This is a genomic window from Neisseria subflava (assembly GCF_005221305.1).
GTDB classification, from domain to species: Bacteria; Pseudomonadota; Gammaproteobacteria; order Burkholderiales; family Neisseriaceae; genus Neisseria; species Neisseria subflava.
The window spans coordinates 1,072,471-1,086,952 of sequence record NZ_CP039887.1; the positions used below are offsets into that span (position 1 = coordinate 1,072,471).

At 49.4% G+C, this 14,482-nt stretch carries 18 protein-coding genes and 1 pseudogene; 9 read left to right on the forward strand and 10 right to left on the reverse strand.

Annotated features, from left to right (window positions below):
- The first annotated feature begins 18 nt into the window (after positions 1-18).
- From FAH66_RS05270 to FAH66_RS05280, 3 genes are read left to right on the forward strand one after another with little or no spacing between them, the layout of a single operon-like run.
- Positions 19-1,455, forward strand: a complete 1,437-nt coding sequence (locus FAH66_RS05270) for an MBOAT family O-acyltransferase (RefSeq protein ID WP_137040918.1) — start codon at positions 19-21, stop codon at positions 1,453-1,455.
- Between the two features lie 10 nt (positions 1,456-1,465).
- Entirely contained in the window at positions 1,466-2,494 is a 1,029-nt protein-coding gene (gene patB, locus FAH66_RS05275; protein ID WP_137040919.1) for a peptidoglycan O-acetyltransferase PatB, read from the forward strand.
- On the forward strand, positions 2,491-3,603 hold the full coding sequence (locus FAH66_RS05280) for an SGNH/GDSL hydrolase family protein (protein WP_137040920.1): 1,113 nt from the start codon (positions 2,491-2,493) through the stop codon (positions 3,601-3,603). Before patB ends, FAH66_RS05280 begins: the two co-directional genes overlap by 4 nt.
- Positions 3,604-3,711: 108 nt before the next feature.
- Here the strand turns inward: FAH66_RS05280 and FAH66_RS05285 are convergent, their stop codons facing one another.
- Positions 3,712-4,302, reverse strand: coding sequence for a LemA family protein (locus tag FAH66_RS05285; RefSeq protein WP_070749551.1), 591 nt, complete (start codon positions 4,300-4,302; stop codon positions 3,712-3,714).
- A gap of 140 nt (positions 4,303-4,442) precedes the next feature.
- Positions 4,443-5,531, reverse strand: coding sequence for a metallophosphoesterase (locus FAH66_RS05290; RefSeq protein ID WP_137040921.1), 1,089 nt, complete (start codon positions 5,529-5,531; stop codon positions 4,443-4,445).
- Positions 5,532-5,634: 103 nt separating this feature from the next.
- Between FAH66_RS05290 and FAH66_RS05295 the strand changes: the two genes are divergently transcribed.
- Positions 5,635-6,543, forward strand: a complete 909-nt coding sequence (locus FAH66_RS05295) for a Dyp-type peroxidase (RefSeq protein ID WP_137040922.1) — start codon at positions 5,635-5,637, stop codon at positions 6,541-6,543.
- A 148-nt stretch (positions 6,544-6,691) separates the two neighbouring features.
- Here FAH66_RS05295 and FAH66_RS05300 read toward each other — a convergent pair.
- The 8 genes and pseudogenes from FAH66_RS05300 to terL all read right to left on the reverse strand — a co-directional run.
- A pseudogene (locus FAH66_RS05300) lies at positions 6,692-7,144 on the reverse strand (hypothetical protein); the annotation flags it as partial.
- A 428-nt stretch (positions 7,145-7,572) separates the two neighbouring features.
- Positions 7,573-8,388, reverse strand: a complete 816-nt coding sequence (locus FAH66_RS05305) for a DUF3037 domain-containing protein (RefSeq protein ID WP_137040923.1) — start codon at positions 8,386-8,388, stop codon at positions 7,573-7,575.
- Positions 8,385-8,534 (reverse strand): hypothetical protein, encoded by a 150-nt coding sequence (locus FAH66_RS11035; RefSeq protein ID WP_003684959.1) that lies wholly within the window; start codon positions 8,532-8,534, stop codon positions 8,385-8,387. Before FAH66_RS11035 ends, FAH66_RS05305 begins: the two co-directional genes overlap by 4 nt.
- 12 nt (positions 8,535-8,546) lie before the next feature.
- A complete protein-coding gene (locus tag FAH66_RS11040; protein ID WP_003685086.1) occupies positions 8,547-8,777 on the reverse strand; it encodes a HipA family kinase in 231 nt (76 codons plus the stop codon).
- A gap of 31 nt (positions 8,778-8,808) precedes the next feature.
- Positions 8,809-9,105, reverse strand: a complete 297-nt coding sequence (locus tag FAH66_RS11045) for a HipA family kinase (RefSeq protein ID WP_244285031.1) — start codon at positions 9,103-9,105, stop codon at positions 8,809-8,811.
- A 77-nt stretch (positions 9,106-9,182) separates the two neighbouring features.
- Positions 9,183-9,899, reverse strand: coding sequence for a LexA family transcriptional regulator (locus tag FAH66_RS05315; protein ID WP_049351389.1), 717 nt, complete (start codon positions 9,897-9,899; stop codon positions 9,183-9,185).
- Between the two features lie 307 nt (positions 9,900-10,206).
- Positions 10,207-11,094, reverse strand: a complete 888-nt coding sequence (locus tag FAH66_RS05325; protein WP_244285033.1) for a hypothetical protein — start codon at positions 11,092-11,094, stop codon at positions 10,207-10,209.
- A complete protein-coding gene (gene terL / locus FAH66_RS05330; protein ID WP_244285035.1) occupies positions 11,091-12,443 on the reverse strand; it encodes a phage terminase large subunit in 1,353 nt (450 codons plus the stop codon). The genes FAH66_RS05325 and terL overlap by 4 nt, the downstream gene beginning before the upstream one ends.
- Before the next feature lie 158 nt (positions 12,444-12,601).
- Between terL and FAH66_RS05335 the strand changes: the two genes are divergently transcribed.
- The 5 genes from FAH66_RS05335 (at position 12,602) to FAH66_RS05350 (ending at position 14,398) form a co-directional block, all read left to right on the forward strand.
- A complete protein-coding gene (locus FAH66_RS05335) occupies positions 12,602-12,784 on the forward strand; it encodes a hypothetical protein (RefSeq protein WP_137040926.1) in 183 nt (60 codons plus the stop codon).
- A gap of 2 nt (positions 12,785-12,786) precedes the next feature.
- On the forward strand, positions 12,787-13,095 hold the full coding sequence (locus FAH66_RS11165; RefSeq protein WP_308186868.1) for a hypothetical protein: 309 nt from the start codon (positions 12,787-12,789) through the stop codon (positions 13,093-13,095).
- Between the two features lie 27 nt (positions 13,096-13,122).
- On the forward strand, positions 13,123-13,263 hold the full coding sequence (locus tag FAH66_RS11170; protein WP_308862626.1) for a hypothetical protein: 141 nt from the start codon (positions 13,123-13,125) through the stop codon (positions 13,261-13,263).
- 33 nt (positions 13,264-13,296) lie between these two features.
- A complete protein-coding gene (locus FAH66_RS05345) occupies positions 13,297-13,497 on the forward strand; it encodes a hypothetical protein (protein WP_137040927.1) in 201 nt (66 codons plus the stop codon).
- Between the two features lie 130 nt (positions 13,498-13,627).
- Entirely contained in the window at positions 13,628-14,398 is a 771-nt protein-coding gene (locus FAH66_RS05350) for a hemagglutinin repeat-containing protein (RefSeq protein ID WP_137040928.1), read from the forward strand.
- Positions 14,399-14,482 lie beyond the last annotated feature (84 nt).

Below are 14,482 nucleotides of genomic sequence, written 5' to 3' on the forward strand. Positions count from 1 at the left end.
ACACATCAAGGAATTGTCATGCCGTTGCTGTCTATTGAGTTTGCGGTATTCTTTATCGCATTTTTGCCGCTGTACTGGGCATTTGCACGTTTGCCGCAAGTTCAAAACGTTTTACTTTTGGTTGCCGGACTGAGCTGGCTTTACCGTATCGACCCTATTTTTGCCGCGCTGATTTTGGTTTACTCGTCTGTGGTTTACCTGGTCAGCGTGCTGATGTTTTCTGAAAACGAGAATATCCGCAAATTTTGGCTGGGTTGCGGTATTTCAGCGGCATTGACTGTTTTGTGTTTCTTCAAATATTTCGACTTTTTCCGCCTGATTATTCAACAATATACAGGGCAAAGCGCCGTCATCGACATCCTTTTGCCTTTAGGCTTGTCTTATTACACTTTCCAATCGCTGGCTTACTTGGTGTATTGCTACCGCGAGCCCAAAGGAGACCGTTTTGAATGGCACGAGCTCCTACTGCATCTGAGCTTCTTCCCCACCATCACATCCGGCCCGATTATCCGTGCGGCCGCTTTTAAAAGCATAGACGGCGAACAAGCGGGCGCATTGGCGCAAATCCGCACCAAACAGGCGCGCCAACTGATTTATCCGGCGTTGGCGGTCGGCCTGATTGTGTTGGGCATTGCCAAAAAATGGTGGCTTGCCGGCGTATTGGCGGAAGGCTGGGTATCACCTGTTTTTGAAAATCCGGCCCAGTTCGACGGCTGGGGCGTGCTGTCTGCGATTTATGGCTACACTTTCCAACTCTTTTTCGACTTTTCCGGCTATTCGGATTTGGTCATCGGTCTGGCTATGCTGCTCGGCTTCCAGCTGCCGAAAAACTTTGCCGCGCCGCTTCGCGCCATCAACATCCGCGACTTCTGGGACAGATGGCACATCAGCCTGTCCACTTGGATCCGCGACTATATCTATATTCCTTTGGGCGGCAGCAAAAAAGGCTTCGGTCGCACCCAGCTCAATCTGATGATTGCCATGCTGCTTTCCGGCATTTGGCATGGCTACGGCTGGAGCTTTTTGATTTGGGGCGCGCTGCACGGTGCGGCTTTGGTGTTCCTGAACTGCGGCGACAAAATCGTCGGCCGCAATGCTTTAGGCCGTCTGAAAATCGGCAAACCGCTTGCCTGGCTGTTTACCTTCCATTTCGTTTGTTTCGCTTTTGTCGTGTTCAACAGCGCAACGCTTGCCGATACGGAAATGCTGTTCAGCGCCTTATTTGCCAATGACAAAGGTTGGAACACGCCTCTACCGACCGACCTCATGTTGCTGGGTGCATTTGCACTGATGCTTTTGCTGTACCCGTATTTGCTTCGCCTATTTGAAGCATCGGTAAAAGGCTTGGACAAACTGCCTGCATGGCTGTGGTTTATCCCCATCACGCTTATCCTCGCCCTGATTATCATCTTCGCCCCGTCCGGCATTCCCGGCTTTATTTACGCCAACTTCTAAGGAGCAGAACATGAAACGCTTTATCTCCCTGTTTGTTTCTATTCTGCTCAGTGCGGTTGCACTGACGTGGTTTGCCCAAAACTCCATCAATGCCTATTGGCAGCAGACCTATCATGAAAATAGTCCGCTTGAGCCTTTATCCGAATACGCTTGGTGGCGTATCGGTGCGGATTGGCAACAAAAAGCCTACGAATTTTCAGACGGCCTGAAAGCTTCACTGGAAACAGAAGACGCTTTGGCTTCGGAAGACTCTAGTATTGAAACAATAAGGCCGTCTGAAAATACGGAAAACATTAAAGTATCGGACAATCAAAAAGGCTCTGCTGCTTCCGATGCGGCTAACAATACGGATACCGCCGCCAGCGAGCCAAGCAATCAGGTTGATCAGTCGGCAACACAGGTCGTGTTGAAAAAAGGCAATAAAGTTTTCTTTGCCGGCGACTCGCTGATGCAGGGCGTTGCACCTTTCGTACAAAAACACCTCAAGCAAGAATATGGCGTACAATCGGTCAACCTTAGTAAACAAAGCACCGGTTTGTCCTACCCCAATTTCTTCGACTGGCCGAAAACCATCGAACAAACTTTGCAAAAAGAACCCGACATCCGCGTTTTAGTTGTATTCTTAGGCCCTAACGACCCTTGGGATTTCCCGATGGGTAAAAAATACCTGAAGTTCGCCTCCCCCGAATGGGAGGCAGAATACCTCAATCGCGTCCGCCGTATTCTTGATGCAGCCTCCGCACATGATGTCCAAGTCATTTGGCTGGGCATTCCTTATATGAAAAAAGCCAAGCTCAATGAACAGATGCGCTACCTCGACAAAATCCTGTCGGGTACGGTGTCATCTCAAGCCATCTGGCTGCCAACCGACAAACTGTTAAGCAATGGCGCAGAAGAATATGCCGACTCTGTCAAAGTCAACGGAAAAATCATCCGTTACCGCAGCAAGGACGGCATTCACTTTTCCGCAGAAGGCCAAAAACTATTGGCCGGAAAAATTATGGAAAAAATTAATTTTACACACGATACACAACCATGAAATTTAATAAAACCTTACTCCTCACGCTTATCGCACTCCCTATTACCGCCTGCGCAACCAATGACGGCCTGTTAAGCAACTACGGCTCCAACCGCCCTGCCTGGCTGAACAAACTGCAACAGCTCAACCATACTTCAGACGGCAAATTCCGCATTATCCAAGTCGGCGACTCCCACACCGCCGGCGACTATTTTACCGACCGTCTGCGTCGCCGTTTGCAACAACAATGGGGCAACGGCGGCATCGGTTGGGTTTATCCCAATGCTGTCAAAGGCCAGCGTATGGCTACCGTCCGTTACAACGGCAGCGGTTGGAACACCATCAGTAGCCGCAAATCACACAGCGATTTTTCTTTCGGCGGTATTGAAGCGCGCGCCGATGGCGGCAGCGTTACCTTAAGCGCAGCCGACGGCAGCATGGATATGCAACAAATCTCCATTTTCGGCAAACCCGTTTGGTCAGAGCAAACCCTGACCGTCAACGGCCGTGAAATCCCCGCCACACAAAATGGTTGGCAACTGCTGCATACCCATGCTTCCCTGCCGATGACCCTCAGCAGCAGCATGCCTTGGCAAATCGGTTTCATTAATATCGAACGCCCCGGACGCGGCATAACCGTTTCCGCTATGGGCATCAACGGCGCGCAGTTATCCCAATGGTCAAAATGGCGGCCGGGCATGTGGGAAGATTTGGCACAAACCAAAGCCGATTTAATCATCCTTGCCTACGGTACCAATGAAGCCTTTTCCGGCAATCTCGATATTTCCTCTACCGAGCGGACATGGCGCAATTACATCCGTCAAATCAAAAATACCCTGCCCAACGCAGGTATCCTGATCCTCGGCGCTCCTGAATCTTTGAAAACCGCCTACGGTAGCTGCGGCAACCGTCCGGTCTTGCTCAGCGAAGTACAACAAATGCAGCAACGTGTTGCCCGTGACGAAAATATTATGTTCTGGTCTTGGCAGGATGCGATGGGCGGGGCATGCAGTATGAAAAACTGGATGGCTCAAGGCTTGGCAGCCAAAGACGGCGTTCACTTCTCTGCACAAGGTTATGAAACCGCAGCCGATAAGCTTGCCGACAGCCTGATCCGCTTTGCCCAATAAATTGGCCAAAACCTAAGTGCTTTTCATTAACAGTACACAAAAGGCCGTCTGAAATTAATATTTCAGACGGCCTTTTGTTTATCGCTTATTCAGCAAACTGCTTAATATTTAAGCCAACATATTGCTGCTCATTCGTTGCGTTTGGTTTTCCGTAAAACGAACCAATCTTGCCTGCTTATCAAAGCCTAATGGCTTGGCGACAAGGCGGTTAGGCAGCTTATTCAAATGATGGTTGTAGCTTCCGGCTCTGCGGTTGTAAGTGCGGCGTGCCGATGTGACTTCCGCTTCTGCAGCATCCAGCATTTCCATCAAACCGGCCAATTTCTCATCAGGATACTGTTTCAAAAGGCCGTTGACGGCAATTTGCAATTTTTTCAGCGCATAATTCAATGCTGTTTCGGCTTCGCACAGATGTTTGATTTTAGATTCGGAAAAGGTTTTGGCAGTTTGCGCCAATGCGGTTTCGACTTCAGCACACATCTGCTGAACGTTTGGATCCGATGCAATGCCCTGCTCTTGCAGATGTTTGCTGTATGCATCCAATACATGACGGACGGCCTGATGTCGGCAGTCGAGCGCAATGCGCAAAGAAACAAAGGATTCGCGACAGTCTTTTTTGCGGTCTTTCAACTGTTGTTTGAAATACAATAAGACGGCGGCGATTGATACGAAGATAAGTGTAAGACTAATAATGCCCATAGTGAGTTCCCTAGTTATGATGCCACTCATATCGGTGGCTGATTTTTTACATTGATTATAATCCAATTCCAATATTTTTTCCCAGTTTTTATAAAAAAGGCCGTCTGAAATTCAGACGGCCTGAAGTTTATATTTCTATTTCAATGCCTTGACTTGATGTCGATAACCCACACTTCTGATTGCGAACCCAAACGAAGGGGAATGCCCCAGAAGCCGTAGCCCGAAGTGGTGAAGAAATGGCCGTTGCCGATCGCCTCATAACCGTAAGCAAGACGATAAAGCGTACGGACAATAAGGTTGGCAGGTGCAACTTGGCCGTTGTGAACATGGCCGGAAACTTGCACATCAATCGGCAGCCGGGCATGGGCTTCGATTGAAGTAGGACGGTGGTCCATCAATAAAACCGGTAATTGGGTATTTTGACCTTCCAAAAGCTGTTCCGCACTGGGACGCTTGCGATCCAAATCATCGCTCCGCCCTACCAGCAACGCGCCATTCACTTCCAAAACCTGATTGGCCAAAACCGTCAAACCTGCCGCTTCCAATTCATGCTTGATACGCTTCTGATCGCGGAACCAGTCATGATTGCCTAAAGTGGCATAAACGCCCATCGGCGCAGTCAGCTTCTGCAAATGCGGTTTCATGTTTTCTTTAAGGTAAGCATCGACGGTATCGTCCATCAAATCGCCCGGCAGCAACACCATATCGACTTGTTCCCGCTTCATAATGTCCGTCAGCTTGTCCAATTGACGCGCGCCAAACAAAATCCCCAAGTGCAAATCGCTGGCTACGCCGATACGCAGCGGCTTATCCATTTTCTTATTGATGAATACGGTCTGATGTCGGACAACAGGCGTATAGGCGTTATACATCCCAAAACCGAGCAAACCGGCCACAAACAAAGGCGCAAACAGCCGCAGGCTTCGTGACAGCGGTTGGCGCGCCATAAAACGGCGCAGCAAAAGATATAGGATAAATGTCGCTAGCGCGGCATACATCACAAACAGCAAGATTACCATCCAAAACGCCACCATGCGGAACATCATATGTCCCAACTCCAGCAGCAAGCCGACCAACAAGCCGTTTGTAATGAAATAGGAAATACCCATCAGCCAACGTCTGCCGACTTTACCAATCCAAGGCGCAAACAGCCATTGCAACGAACGACCAAGCCCGAATGTAAACACTTGCAACAGAATGACGCTCACAAAAAACATCTTGCCAAACATGCCTTTCCGCCCTAAAAAATTAAAAGGAAGATTTTAGGCCGTCTGAAACTTTCAGTGTATAATCCCACGCGTAAAAACCCATAATATTTTGAAAGGAATCATCATGAGCCATCCCCAATCAGCCATTATTCCTGATCACGCACAAGCCGGTATTTTTATCGAAGCAGACATTTCAGACGGCCGCAACGAAGACATCAAATCTGCCTGCCGTCTTTCTTTGGAGGCACTGGCCAAATTAAAAACCCGTTTTCCGAATGATATTTTGGGTTTGACCATTGCCTTCGGCAGCCGCGCATGGCAATCGTTCGGCCATACTGACGAAGGCAGCGAAATCAAACCTTTCCCTGAATTGGGAAACGGCCTTGCCCCTTCCACCCAACACGACCTCTATATCCACATTCAAGCCACCGAGCAAAAAGCCGCCTATGCCTTGGCCCAATCTGTTTTAGGCGCATTCGGCGACAGCATTCGCGTAGCCACTGAAGAACACGGCCTGCGCCTGTATGAAGACCGCGGCTTGGACGGTTTTGTCGATGGTACGGAAAATCCGCAGGGCGATGACAATGTACGCAATGTTGCCATCATTCCAGAAGGCAAGCCGGATGCCGGCGGCAGCTATGTCTTGCTGCAAAAATACCTGCACGATTTGAAAAAATGGGATGCCGTCCCTACTGCCGAACAAGAAGCCTGCGTGGGCCGCAGCAAAGAAACCAATGACGAATTCAGCAAAGATGTGCGCCTGCCCGACTCCCATCTCGGCCGCGTCAATGTCAAAGAAAACGGCGTTGGCCTAAAAATTGTCCGCCGCAGCCTGCCCTTCGGCAAACTCAGCGGCGAACATGGTTTGATGTTCACTTCCTATTGCAACACGCTGCACAATATTGAAGTTCAGCTACTCAATATGTTCGGCGATGCAGACGGCAAAACCGACTTACTGCTGAAATATTTGTCTAAAGCCGTATCAGGTGCTTACTACTACGCACCTTCTGTCGAGCGTTTGCAAAATCTTTAACGGCTCACAGGCCGTCTGAAAAAAAACCTGCCTTTTCAAAGGCAGGTTTTGTTATTTAAATTCCCTTAATATTTTTTATGGTATCATCATAGAAATTTATCCTATCATTTCTTAATAAACCCTGATTACAGACAACGATAAAAACCGATAAGGGGGTATATACTGTTAAATCTTCTGTTCTTATAACGGCTGTTGATTCCTCACTCCCCGAATGTTGATTTTGAAGTTCGGGGCTGTTGATATTGCATTTCGGGGCTGTTGATTCCTCACTCCCCGAATGTTGCAACATCAAATCATCAAAAGCGTCTAAATTCAGCTTGTAGTAAATGCGGTGTTCAATTCGTTTTTCAGTCTCGGTCAAGACACCGCGTTCTTTCAGTTTATTCCGTGCCGTTCTTTGCTCTTGAACGGATAGCCCAGTTTCAATTTCAATTTCTTCCGCTGTCCGGTAAATGCCTAATTCATGCCGTGTCTTATCGTGCCAGTAGAAGAAATGACTGAATAAGATTGACGCGTTCACGCCGCCTAAAGGCTTTGCCAATTCCGGGTAATACGCGATTGGTTTACCTACCACTCTCAACATTTCAGACAGTTTCATCATCAACCCCTTGACTACACGGCGGACGAATTGATTTACCGCTCACGCAATACCTGAAGGGCGGTTACTACACTTTCAAATTTTTAAAGAACCGTTGAAACTGTGTTTTGCTTCGATAGGTGTATTTAAACATAGTGTTTAATAATATGCAACACTCTACTTAAGATTTTTGTTTAAAATTTATAAACATTTTGATTATTAAAAGAATTTATTTTTGAACTTTCGAAGGCACAAAAAAACCGCCTTTCGGGCGGTTGTGTCGGTTTTGTGTCGTTTCAGGTTCAGCGGGCGTGAAAAAGGCCGCCTGAATTTCAGACGGCCTGAAATTTACACTTTGTGTAAATCGGTAATTTTACAAAGTTAGGCTAATCTGACACGCGCCGGCTTCAGTTTTAATTTGGCGAAATTCCACCAAGTTAAAAACGGGGCAATCAGGCGGAGGCAAAGTTTCTGATGATTGCGTCGTCCTTGTTGCGAGCAAGCTGTATACGTTGCTCCTTCAGATCGCCCAGCACGTCAAGCAATGCCTTTTGTTGTGCCTTGTCTGGATACTCCGGGGGCTCGTAGGCAAACAATATTTCAGAGCGGTCGATGTATCCGCTGCGCCGCAACCGTTTTATGCTGGCAATCCACTTATCCGACTTGTGATAGATGTCGGCAGGGTCTTTTTGTCCGAAATATATCGGCTTAATGATTTTCCGTATTTCGCCGTTTTCCGCCTTTTGCACTAAGGGGATGGAGGCGTGAAAGCCTGACGGGTCGCCGATTGTGCTTTCTTTGAAGGGGTATACCGTCTGAAGCGGCTTTAACATTGCCTGTATTTGGCGGGTAAGTTCTGCTTCGGGTTGGCTTTTGGCAAAGCTGTGGGCGACAAAATAATCAAACAGGCGGTTCAGTTCCTGCTCCCTGTCGGAGGCGAGGGTTACGCCCGGTTGGGTGGCCATAATCAGGGCTTCGCGCGGGCGGGTCAGATGGTCGAGCATGGCGCGTATCTGATCGGGCGCGGAGTGTGCCGCCAGTTTTCTAATCCGCTGTAATTCTTCTGCAAAGGCATGGGTTGCCGCTTTATAGACGAACGGCTCGAAGTGGCGGAAAAAACGGCTCAATCTGCTGTAGCGCTGTTCGATTTTAAAGTCGAAGTAGCCGCTTTGAGGGTGGGTTATGATGATGCCGATGTTGGCAAATTCGCGCGTTTGGACATAGGGCATAAACCGTATGACGGCAAAACGCATGGCATATTGGTTCATGAGATGCTCCAAAGTGTTCCGTTATCAATGCGGCGGACGGTTTCGTCGGTATAGCTGCGGTTATAGGCGGCGGGCAGGTCGCGCTCTTCGTTTGCCCATGCCCACTCCAGCGGCAGATTATCACACGCTTTTCTGTAGGCTGGCAATGCGCTTTTCAGCTATAATTCCATCTCTTCCTGAAGCACCCAGTCTTCCAAAACCTGTTTAAATGCCGATGAGAAAATATGATTTTGCAGGAAGTTTTTTGGATTGAAGCCGGTGTCGAAGGCGCAGTTATGGTCGATGACGATCAGGGGATTGTCGCAATTTCTATACAAAAGGTTAGGGTTGCCGATTGTTCTGTCTTCATTGCGGATAAACCAATCGAAGGTGGCGATTTGACGCTGCATAACTATATCGATTCGGGGGATGTCCGCCGGCTCAAGCAATGCGTAGCCTTTTTTGCGTCTGCGAGCCGAAACAGATGCCTTTGCCGATTTCCTTCATCCTTGCGGGTAATTCTTCGTACAGCTCTTCTCCGACTTCCAACAGATCAAACGGGACAACGGGCAAACTTAAAGCCTGCGCTATGTTTCCACCTATCCATTCGTTTATTTGGCTCGCACGGGTGGCATGCAGCCCTTTGACGAAATATTCCAGACTATTCTCCGCCATACAGATGAATGGCGAGGTAATGCCTTGCTCTGCACGGTCCATTATTGTCTGTATCTGCAACATTTCTTTTCCCTATGAAAATTACACTTTGTGTAAATCTGTAAATCCGACTTTTTGAGATTTTCCCAGGGCGGAATTTGTCAATCCAACACGCTCCACCAGAAGACGCGGCCGATAACGGTCAGGCTGTCCAAAGGGGCGGTTTCGTCTGGATAGAACCCACTGTTGTGGCTGCGAATCAGCACATTGCCGCCGGGCTGCCGTATCAGGTATTTGACGCGGAACATCCCATCTTGTGCGAAAGCATATATTTTGCCGTCGCGTATAGCGGTTTCGCCTGTATCTACCGCGATTGCCGCGTCTTCTGCGATTTTCTCCTCCATGCTGTCGCCGGTTAGGGTGCAGCAGAAGACGTTGTCGGGATTGATGCCTTTGCGTTTGAGCGTGGATTTGCCGAACGGCAGGCGGTAGCCGTTGTAATCTGGAATCTCATACGCGCCGGTTCCCCCTTTAAAACAACTTTCCTTTAGATATGGAACAAACGTGTAGTCATCCTCCGGCAGCAGGTCGTTGCTGCTCCACATCATCGGGCTGTGAATGTCTTTGACTTCATGGGGTAGGCCTGGGTCAATGAGGACGGGCACGGTTCGGCTGCCTTCTCCTGTTCGCAGCCATGTTTCCGATACGCCGAATACTCTTGCTACTTCAGGCAACGCCTTTGCCGCTATACCTCGACTTTCCCAGTTTTTCAACGCCTGCTGGCTGATATTTAGACGCCCTGCTATATCAGCCGGCTTTAAAACTCCCTGCTCTTTGGCTATCTCAAAAAGTCTGTCAGTTGTTTCGTGCATTGTCATTTTTAATCCTATTCGCAGTTGGTTTAATTATTCTCCCATATTTAAACAAAATGTTGTCAAACAAGACTTAATTTTTATCTAAACATAGTGTTTAATATTGGCATTAGATTTAAATATTTGGTTTATTTATGGATAAAAGAGTCAGCGAAGACAAACGCCTGTTGCAATCAATCGGCAGTTACGCGGAGATTGGTCGAATAACGGGGAATAGCCCTCAATGCGTTTTCAATTGGACGAAGCGCGGAATACCTGCACGGATAAAGCTGAAATATCCCGACTTGTTTTTGAACTCAAAGAAATCAGACGATCAACCCAAATAAAAAAGCCCGTCGGGAATGGCGGGTACGAGATTTGGCCGGAGTTGAAAAGGAAAGCCCCACGCAGGAACGTGGGGCAGGGTTGAGGCACGAGGCCTGCAACAAAAGAAGTGAGTATGATAGACCAAAAACAGACACAGTGCAAGAAGATAATTAATTGCGCAAAGGTGTATGAAGCACGGTTGAAAGTCTTGGCTTATATGCAAGCAGAAGATGTCAAAAAAAAACGCAGGAAGCGTTGAATAAGTGGGCTGAAATTGTGAAACCGCCGCCATGCCGTGCAAGATTTGCTGATACGCTGTATCAGGCGGTGCTGGCAAGCGGCCTGTATTGTCCAATACGCGCTTAATTGTTGCGCCGTCTATCACTTCAAGGGCGAATAAGTCGCCGCCCAGTGTTTTACGCGGATAGATACATGGCGCGTCAATGACAAACAAATCTTCCAGCAAGATGCGCAGCCAGTCCGCCCATGTATGCTCTTTGTCAGGCGACTGAAAGAACGCAATAGCTTCGTCAATCTTTCTGTCTTTGCGCTGCGATTCGTTGTTTGCCGTTGATTCGACATCGCGCTTTTGGATTGTCCATTTTAGGCACTCCATTTGGTCTTTGCGCGGCTCAATAACCAAACGCAGCACATCGTAGTTATCGGCAAGGGCGCGTAATTGTGCAAAGCCTATTGCCTCGCGTTCACGCGGCTTAGAATGCCCGACGTTGTAGAACGGCTCATAGTCGAACCGCCGCCCCTCTGCCTGCTGTGCGACAGGGGCTAAAGGCTCGCCCGCATCAAACCACCCGTCCGCGTTGCCGGTAAAGGCGTAACGGACACCAGCGGCAACGCGGACAACAAAGCCTTGCGATAATGGTGTCTTTTTACTCATTTGTTTGCCTCAACCTGCGAACGCAGGTAATCAATCATGCCCGTTCGGGTGTCCAATAGCTCACTAAATGCACGGCTCAAACAGTCGATTTGGTCATCGTGCTGACCGTTTGGGAACATCCGCATTTCTGAAATCAGCGCATCTGTATCCCATGTGCCGTCATCCAGCACCATCACATTACCGATGTTGACCTGTGCCGCGAATGGCTCGGCTCGTGTCACCTTATCGCCCGACTCAGGGCTGGCAGATACAGAAAAACCCGCCAATTGACGGGTCAGATATAGTGTTTGCGATTTACCAGCCTGACCAGGGTCTTGCGGAATGGATATTTTTGTTTTCACGCCGTCTTTTTGCGCCGTGTTTTTCAAAATCCTATCCCGTTCATCCGCGCCATACTGACCGCGCACGACGTTGGCGATGATATACCGCCCATCTTCTGTTACGCCAAGCCTGCCGCCTGCTGTATAGTCGCCGTCGTTTGCGGTTGAGGCTAAGTCCCATCCGCGCACCCATCTGATATTACCGGCAGGCAATGCCTTAACAAATTGCAGATTATCAGGCTTGAACGTACCGCCATCAGGCGGTGCAGATTTTTGCAAATACTGCCCGGCAAACACATACGGCGCGGCTTGTTCCATTCGGCGCAGTGTTTCAATATCGTGCTTTTCAGGCCATAACGCCGTGCCGTCATCTTGAATCGCTGGTAAGCACAAATGTTCCCATTCTTCGCCGTTGCCGCCGTCAAGCAGCCATCCTGCAATATCGTTTTCATGCAACCTTTGCATAATCACGACAATCGGTGTATCGGGGCTGTTCTTCCGTGATTCCAGCGTATTTTGAAACCAGTCGATAACATTCTGCCGTCTGACCTCGCTTCGTGCTTCATCGGCCTTGTGCAAATCGTCCAGTATGATTGCGCCGCCGAACCCCTTGCGGTGTTTGCCCGCGCCAAAGCCGGTAATCGTGCCCCCCGTACCTGTTGCGTACATCACGCCGCCGGCAGTTGTTTTCCAGTGATGACTACTCTCGCTTGCAAGTGCTAAATCAGGGAAAATTGCCCGATACTCTTCGTGTTGCACTAAATTCCGAATCTGTACGGAGTTATTGACCGCCAACGTAGCCGAATAGCTCGCATGAATAAATTCACAATCCGGCACGCACCCCATCGCCCACGCGATGAAGTTCACGACCGCGATTTCCGTTTTCGAGTATCGCGGCGGAATATTAATAATCAAGCGTTTTGTTTCGCCGTTGAAAACACGTTCTAGGGCGTTACAGATTAGGGCGTGATGATTCGCTCGCTGCCAAATATAGCCACGTCTTTGATAAAACATCCAGCGTGTAAACATATACAAGCTGCCGTATGATTCCTGGGGTATTTGTCAAAAGCGTGGGTAAGTGGTTTCACACCAACGATGAGAGCTGCACCCAATACATCCTACTGCGCACCATGAAATAGTTGCCGGTGGGGTTACGCTGGAAAACGATGGAAAACGATTTCGTCCTCATGACCCGCGAGCTACTGGATGAGATGACTACGCAGATGGTATTGGATGAGCAGGCCGACTTTGCCAACGCCGAACGCCATAAAGCCGCCATGTTAAAGGCCGAAAATCCGCTGGAATACGATTATTCGGACGGCTGGACAGCTAACTACGAGCAGCCCGCCGCCGAGCTGGAGGAGGCGTAATCATGAAACCACGATACTACCTAGCTCTCTATAAAGGCCATCGGGGCGGCTCCGGCTGGCGCGTATGGTGTGCTCGAGCCACCGACTGGCTGACCCGCATTCTCACTCGTGGCCAATACAGCCACGCCGAGATTGCCTACGGCCCAGTCGAAGGCGGCGGGTACGACTGTATTTCATCTTCCGTGCGCGACGGCGGCGTGCGCGCCAAAACGATGCTGCTGCCCGCTGATAAGTGGGATCTAATCCCGCTGCCCGACAGCATCAATGAGCACGGCCAGCTCGACCGCCTATACCGCAATACCGTCAGCTAGCCCTACGACTGGTTCGGTGCCGTCGGCGTGGTATTCAAAACCCGCCAACGCGGCGACAAGTGGTTTTGCTCCGAGTGGTACGCCGCCGCATTGGGGCTGCCCAACTGCTGGCGCTGGTCGCCCAATGATCTTGCCGCCATCGTGTCCGTCCTAAAAAGGCAGGCATGAAAAATCTCGCCACGCAGGCGGGGAATAAGAAAGATGAGACGGCGACGCGGCAGGTGCGGGAACACCCGCAGCGAACTGCCCGCCTATCTCGACCTCGTGGCCGAACTGCACCTGCCCGGCTGGGAGTGTTTTGCAGACAGCCAAACCTTTACTGTGAGCAGCACCATCAACCGCAATTCGAGCTACGACGACCACCTGATTTATAAGTTCTATCGACAAGCGGCAAAGCAGTAGAAAACAAACAGGTCAACGAGTATTCCATTAAAGGCTACTCTGGCACCGAAACCAATAAAGAAAACGGCAGCGTGACTGCCAAAGCCGGTATCAAATTCATCGATACACCAAAGACGGTTCAAACGTTGATGTGAATGCCAACCTGAACGTCAACTACGCTGATGAAAACAAAAAAGAATCTACCGCCGTTAAAGGCGATATGAATGCGACCAATGTTGTCATCAACGCCAAAGACTCTGCTGAAATCGCATCCAACATTACTGCCAACAACAACGTCAACATTACCGCAGGCAACGGTGTAACCTTCACCGAGTCAGCCAATACTGCCTCCAACCAAGGTACAGCCGTTAATGTCGGTATCGGCGCTGGTGCGACAATCAATGTTGAAACCGGTGTTGCCGTTCCTCACGTCAATGGCTCTATCGGCGTCAACAAAACCGATAACGCTTCTTCTACCGCCACAGGCGCGAATATAGCGGTCGGCAATGACATTAAAATCAATGCCAACAACGGCGACGTCAACCTGCACGGTACCAACCTGGTATCCAACAACTCCGTTGAAGTAGAAGGCAACAAAGTCAATACTTTCGGCGCGATCAGCAGCGTTAACGAAAAAAATCTGACCGTCAATGTCAACGGCAGCTACGCTTCAGGCAAACCTGACGGCGGCATCAACGCCAAAGGTAAAAACGAAGCCAACGTAACCAATACGGCAAACACCATCCAAAGCGACAATGTCGTTATCACTACCGGCTCTCCAACCGGTTTGAGCGTCAACAATACGACCATCAACGGTAATAATGTTGCATACTACTATGACGACAGTAAAGCTCCTGCGACGAACCGTTATACCTACCGTCCTCGCCAACCAAACTACGCCAAACGCCGTTTGCGCTACTAAGATGCGCTATTGAAGTCATTTAATAGCCATTAAGACATGCCGTCTGAAAACAGAAAGTTTTCAGACGGCATTTTTATCATCAAT

Bases quoted from the DNA above. Each gene is read 5' to 3' on its own strand.
- FAH66_RS11040 (WP_003685086.1), bottom strand. From the start codon at position 8,777: ATGCAGCGTCAAATCGCCACCTTCGATTGGTTTATCCGCAATGAAGAC.
- patB (WP_137040919.1), top strand. From the start codon at position 1,466: ATGAAACGCTTTATCTCCCTGTTTGTTTCTATTCTGCTCAGTGCGGTT.
- FAH66_RS05315 (WP_049351389.1), bottom strand. From the start codon at position 9,899: ATGACAATGCACGAAACAACTGACAGACTTTTTGAGATAGCCAAAGAG.
- FAH66_RS11165 (WP_308186868.1), top strand. From the start codon at position 12,787: ATGAAACCACGATACTACCTAGCTCTCTATAAAGGCCATCGGGGCGGC.
- FAH66_RS05325 (WP_244285033.1), bottom strand. From the start codon at position 11,094: ATGAGTAAAAAGACACCATTATCGCAAGGCTTTGTTGTCCGCGTTGCC.
- FAH66_RS05345 (WP_137040927.1), top strand. From the start codon at position 13,297: ATGAGACGGCGACGCGGCAGGTGCGGGAACACCCGCAGCGAACTGCCC.
- FAH66_RS05290 (WP_137040921.1), bottom strand. From the start codon at position 5,531: ATGTTTGGCAAGATGTTTTTTGTGAGCGTCATTCTGTTGCAAGTGTTT.
- FAH66_RS05280 (WP_137040920.1), top strand. From the start codon at position 2,491: ATGAAATTTAATAAAACCTTACTCCTCACGCTTATCGCACTCCCTATT.
- terL (WP_244285035.1), bottom strand. From the start codon at position 12,443: ATGTTTACACGCTGGATGTTTTATCAAAGACGTGGCTATATTTGGCAG.
- FAH66_RS05270 (WP_137040918.1), top strand. From the start codon at position 19: ATGCCGTTGCTGTCTATTGAGTTTGCGGTATTCTTTATCGCATTTTTG.
- FAH66_RS05335 (WP_137040926.1), top strand. From the start codon at position 12,602: ATGACCCGCGAGCTACTGGATGAGATGACTACGCAGATGGTATTGGAT.
- FAH66_RS11045 (WP_244285031.1), bottom strand. From the start codon at position 9,105: ATGTTGCAGATACAGACAATAATGGACCGTGCAGAGCAAGGCATTACC.
- FAH66_RS05295 (WP_137040922.1), top strand. From the start codon at position 5,635: ATGAGCCATCCCCAATCAGCCATTATTCCTGATCACGCACAAGCCGGT.
- FAH66_RS05285 (WP_070749551.1), bottom strand. From the start codon at position 4,302: ATGGGCATTATTAGTCTTACACTTATCTTCGTATCAATCGCCGCCGTC.
- FAH66_RS05305 (WP_137040923.1), bottom strand. From the start codon at position 8,388: ATGAACCAATATGCCATGCGTTTTGCCGTCATACGGTTTATGCCCTAT.